Annotated in this window: 5 protein-coding genes and 1 pseudogene; all 6 read left to right on the forward strand. The window is 55.4% G+C overall.

The window, feature by feature from the left end:
• Positions 1 to 193 (forward strand): annotated as a pseudogene (locus ACOYNV_RS25915) (hypothetical protein); the annotation flags it as partial.
• Positions 186 to 1,805 (forward strand): YfjI family protein, encoded by a 1,620-nt coding sequence (locus ACOYNV_RS25920; RefSeq protein WP_422902704.1) that lies wholly within the window; start codon positions 186 to 188, stop codon positions 1,803 to 1,805. The pseudogene ACOYNV_RS25915 and the gene ACOYNV_RS25920, both read left to right, overlap by 8 nt.
• A 549-nt stretch (positions 1,806 to 2,354) precedes the next feature.
• Positions 2,355 to 2,900, forward strand: a complete 546-nt coding sequence (locus ACOYNV_RS25925) for a hypothetical protein (protein WP_422902705.1) — start codon at positions 2,355 to 2,357, stop codon at positions 2,898 to 2,900.
• Positions 2,897 to 3,295: a hypothetical protein gene (locus ACOYNV_RS25930; protein ID WP_422902706.1), complete on the forward strand. Its 399-nt coding sequence runs from the start codon at positions 2,897 to 2,899 to the stop codon at positions 3,293 to 3,295. The genes ACOYNV_RS25925 and ACOYNV_RS25930 overlap by 4 nt, the downstream gene beginning before the upstream one ends.
• Positions 3,296 to 3,336: 41 nt before the next feature.
• Positions 3,337 to 3,606, forward strand: coding sequence for a hypothetical protein (locus ACOYNV_RS25935; protein ID WP_422902707.1), 270 nt, complete (start codon positions 3,337 to 3,339; stop codon positions 3,604 to 3,606).
• On the forward strand, positions 3,603 to 4,449 hold an 847-nt coding region (locus tag ACOYNV_RS25940), incomplete at its 3' end, for an HK97 family phage prohead protease (RefSeq protein WP_422902708.1). The genes ACOYNV_RS25935 and ACOYNV_RS25940, both read left to right, overlap by 4 nt.

Here is a 4,449-nt window from a genome sequence, read left to right on the forward strand (position 1 = left end):
CTTCGACGCGGGCAACCTTCAGCCTGTTGCACGTGCGCTGCGTCAAAAATTCCCGCTCCTTACGCTGGTCATTGCGGCTGACAACGACGCTGAAGCACCCGGCAACCCTGGCCTAACAGCAGCCACGGCGGCGGCACGATCCGTCAATGCGGCGCTGGCCGTGCCGACCTTTGCCGAGGTAGCCCATGTCTGATCTTTCCGACTTCAACGACCTGGCCAGAGAGGCTGGGCCCGGCGCTGTGGCGACTTTAATCACTTCGGCCATATCAACGCATAAAGCCGCGAATGAAAACGCCGCTAATCGCAGCGATGCAATGCGCATGGATCAACTGTTAGCAACTGTGGAAGAGTGGCCCGATCCGATGATCCCCGGCATCAAGAGTACGCCGGAGATTCCCGCTTCGCTGCTTCCGTCATGGGTTGGCGACATGGCGCTGTCCGTCGCTGATAGTACGCAAACACCCCCAGCCATGGCGGTAGCGTTGGCGCTGTCGGTACTGGCTACCGTTTTGCAGCGGCGCTTTGAAGTGGTTCCGTTTGGCGAGGGCGACGACTACACCGAGCCGCTGTCACTTTGGACGTTGACCGCCATGCCGAGCGGTGCACGCAAGACGGCAGTTATCAACGCACTAACCGACCCACTGATGAAATGGGAGAAGCTCGAACGTGACCGGCTGCGGCGCGAGATCATCACCGTCAATGCCGCGCGTGCTGTGGCTAAAAAACGTATCGACAAGCTGGTTATTGACGCGGCAAAAGCCGCTGGCTATGAGGCACGGAAATCAATCCAGGAAGAGATCGAAATCGAAGAGGACACCATGCCGGCCGAAATCTTCCCACCAAAATTATTCACTGGCGATACCACGGCGGAAACGCTTCAATCCATGCTGGTAAAGCAGGGTGAGCGCATGGCGGTACTCACCGACGAGGGCGGCATCTTTCTGGTTATGGCCGGATTGTATTCTGGCGGCAACGCGAGCCTTGACGTATTCCTACAAGCCCATGCTGGTTCTCCGGTGCGAGTAGATCGTGCCGAGCGCGAGGCTTATCTCGAACACCCGGCGCTGTCGTTTGGCCTTGCACTGCAACCCGGCATTCTTTCTGATGTAGCCAGCGGTAGGCGGTTCCGTGATAGCGGACTGTTGGCGCGATTCCTTTACGCCATGCCGGTAAGCAATGTCGGCAAGCGTGACGTGCGGCGGCGCGTGCCGATACCTCCCGGCGTTCGCTCCTCCTACGAAGCCGGAATCTTCGGGCTGCTTGACAAGCGACCCTTGCAGCCATTGCCGCCTGTGCTTCTCCCATTCTCGGACGCGGCGAAAGAACTATGGCTGGATTTTGCTGAAGAGATCGAGCGGAGCCAAGGCGAGGGCGGAAAGCTCGAATCCATCTCTGATTGGACATCAAAGCTCCCCGGCGCGGCGGCGCGGATGGCTGGTCTGATCGAGCTAGCTGAGGTAGGTCTGGGCGCTTACCACATCAGCGAAGGCGCGGCGGCGCGTGGCGTGGCGCTGGCGCGTGCGCTGATTCCCCACGCTCAGGAAGCATTCGGGCTGCTGGGTTCCGACGCGGCGGACGTTGATGCAAAAGCCATGTTGATGTGGATACGTGCCGAGGGCAAGGCTTCCTTCCAGAGACGTACTTGCCAGAAAGCAATGGAGGGCCGGTTCCGTTCCGTCGAGCGCCTGATTAAGGCGGCTGACCGGCTGGTTCAGCAGGACGTTTTACGCGAGGAAAAGCGCGCAAACAAGGGTGCTCGCGCCAGCGTTTGGTATCGGGTAAATCCAAAGTGTTTATCTACTTAGTCGGTTATTCGCCATAAAACCATTTTTAAAGTCTTTTTCTTTATACATATGAATGGCTTGCACGCAGAGCGCCACCGACTAACGAAAAACTCGACTAACTCGACTAACCGGGTTTGTCGAGTTAGTCGAGTTTTTCGTTAGTCGACAGCCTTATGCGCGTGGTTCTCGCAAACAATTTAACCAACAGGATAGGAAGACCTGGGGGAGGATGGTATGGAAATAGCCTTAATTACCCAGAGGGTATCTGGCAACGGTTTCATCTTTCATCTGGGACGGTAGTAAAGCCCGTAATCATCTTTGTGCCAAGTGCTACCTATGAAGCGATATTCGACTTCAACTATGTGGCTACCAAGACAGTCGAATGCGAGTGGCCTAGGCAGTTCTCCCTGACTCTCGCCTCAGCTCTGGCCCGCCCGATGATCGCCAACTCCGCCTGCTTGAATGAAAAAGGTACTCCCGGCGACCTCCACACACGGGTAGTTAGAACCTTGTTATTAGGCCAGATATAGAATTTTTATCGTTGGTTCAGCTTTTGGTTGAGGATTGTCAATGAAGATGAAAGAACTTGTCTATGCCCTGAAAATCAGTGAATCGATGGGGTACAGACTCAAAAAAGAAGGAATGCCAACCCACTCAATCGAGGCCGCTGAAAAATGGCGGGCAAAGAACCTCGACCCAGTGAGGACGAAAGAAAACCGCGTTGATGGCAACACCGGCGAAAAAACGATGATGCCAAAACGACCGGCGGAAACAAGCGGGAGCATTGACCCGTTTTGGGGTTGCCTGGAGGACTGGTTTCGTGTTCGGCTGCCGCGTGTGTTGTTCGATCCGTACCTTATCGCCGCAGCATCAGCAGATTTAGACATTCACATGACTGGGGCGCAAGCCATTCGACTTGGGCAATTCCTTTTCTTGAATTACACGGGTATTGCTGGAAAGGGTGATTCTGTTGGGTTTGAGATACCAGGCAACCTTAACCACCCCCCAAAATCATCAGGATTCACAGAGGAGGCCAATCGAATCGATTGCTTGATGGAGCAAATAAATTCTGAAATGAATGGATCCACGGAAAGGTTTTGTGGTGTTACCGCATGAAGCCATTCGAGTCCGCGAAATATCTCCAGTGCCTGTTGGGTTTCGTAGCCACCGACCCGCACATTCCTGCGTATATCAAAACTTGGTTCTGCACTTCCGCATCCCGTCGGCTTGCTGACCCTTCCACCAAACTTGACCAGCTGCTTGGCCTGCGTTCGCGAGCTGGCGGACGGCATACGCTGTACTGCTCAATTCCGGAGCGCGATGAAAGAATACGCACGCTGGCCTTCTCGCTAGCTTTGCCAACGGTGAAAGCACAAGCGGAAGAAATCACCCGCAAAAAAAATCCGGAGAACTCCGCGAATTCGAGAAGCTTGGCCGCATACCCGGCCCTGTACGCCTGGCGCAAATCATCTCGAAAACATGACATGGTTGCACATCGTTATCACGTTTAGACAAAGCGTTGCAAAGTGGGCGTACTCAAAAAGGAGCCACCATGTTTACCCCCTCTGAACGCGCAAGATTTGCAACTTTCAAACGAAATACAACCATCCTAGAACAGACTGCCCCCGCGTCCGCTGGCGGATTGTCTGTCGCCGTCATCTCCGGCAAGGTGCGGCTCACGACCTGGATACCGGAGCAAGAAATTACCATTGCTCTGACCATTCGAGAAATGTTCGCCCTGCGCTGCTTCTTCAACATGGTTGTCGACGCGGTGATAAACGGCACCGACTACCCCGACGCGATGATTGGACGGCGTCAATGAAGCGCACAGCCTACGGGAGCATTAAGCTAGACGTTCGCGCCATTGCTGCCGACCGGGCCGTGCCTTGCGTGCTATCCACCAACGAGGCCATCGAGCGTGGCGGATATTCTGAAATCCTCGACCACTCGCCCGAGTGTGTCGACCTGACCCGTGCTGCGGACGGACTGGCCCTGTTGCTGAACCATGACCAGTCAAAAGCCATCGGTCGTATCGACTCAATCACGAACGACGGAAGCAAGCTGCGCGGCATGGCGCGTTTCGGCACCAGTGCCGACGCACAGCAAGCCAAGGCCGATGTTGAAACCGGAATCCTCCCGTCATTATCGGTCGGTTATCAAATATCGGAATACCAAAACGAAGCAAACGGGGTGCAGCGTGTAACGCGCTGGTCTCCTCTTGAAGTATCCCTCGTGGCCATTCCCGCCGATACCGGCGCTGGAATGTACCGCTCACAAACCACCAATGGAAACAAAATGAATATTCAAACCCGCTCTGCCATCGAATCACTTGGCGCTACGCATCGCCTGCCTGCCGACTTCATGGAGCGCATGCTCTCCAGCGACAAGACTATCGACCAGGCAAAAGACGAAATGCTCGAATTCATCGCCACCCGCGATGCAGGCGGCCCCGGTCGTCGCCTGCCGTTTGATGAAGGCCATCAGGTTACAGCCAGCAATGGCATTTCAAACGCGCTTGATGCCCGTCTTGGAATCAAGGGATCGCGTGGCGATGCTCGAAGCCTGGTTGAAATCGCTGTCTCCTGCCTTGAGCTGTCTGGCGTTCGCAACGCCCGTTCAATGTCGCGCAACGAGATCGCCACACGGGCTATGTCTACGTCTGACT

It is taken from the genome of Propionivibrio sp. (assembly GCF_049316945.1).
Lineage (GTDB): Bacteria > Pseudomonadota > Gammaproteobacteria > Burkholderiales > Rhodocyclaceae > Propionivibrio.

Excerpts from the sequence above, each read along its gene's own strand:
- ACOYNV_RS25925 (WP_422902705.1), top strand. The coding sequence starts at position 2,355 with ATGAAGATGAAAGAACTTGTCTATGCCCTGAAAATCAGTGAATCGATG.
- ACOYNV_RS25930 (WP_422902706.1), top strand. The coding sequence starts at position 2,897 with ATGAAGCCATTCGAGTCCGCGAAATATCTCCAGTGCCTGTTGGGTTTC.
- ACOYNV_RS25935 (WP_422902707.1), top strand. The coding sequence starts at position 3,337 with ATGTTTACCCCCTCTGAACGCGCAAGATTTGCAACTTTCAAACGAAAT.
- ACOYNV_RS25920 (WP_422902704.1), top strand. The coding sequence starts at position 186 with ATGTCTGATCTTTCCGACTTCAACGACCTGGCCAGAGAGGCTGGGCCC.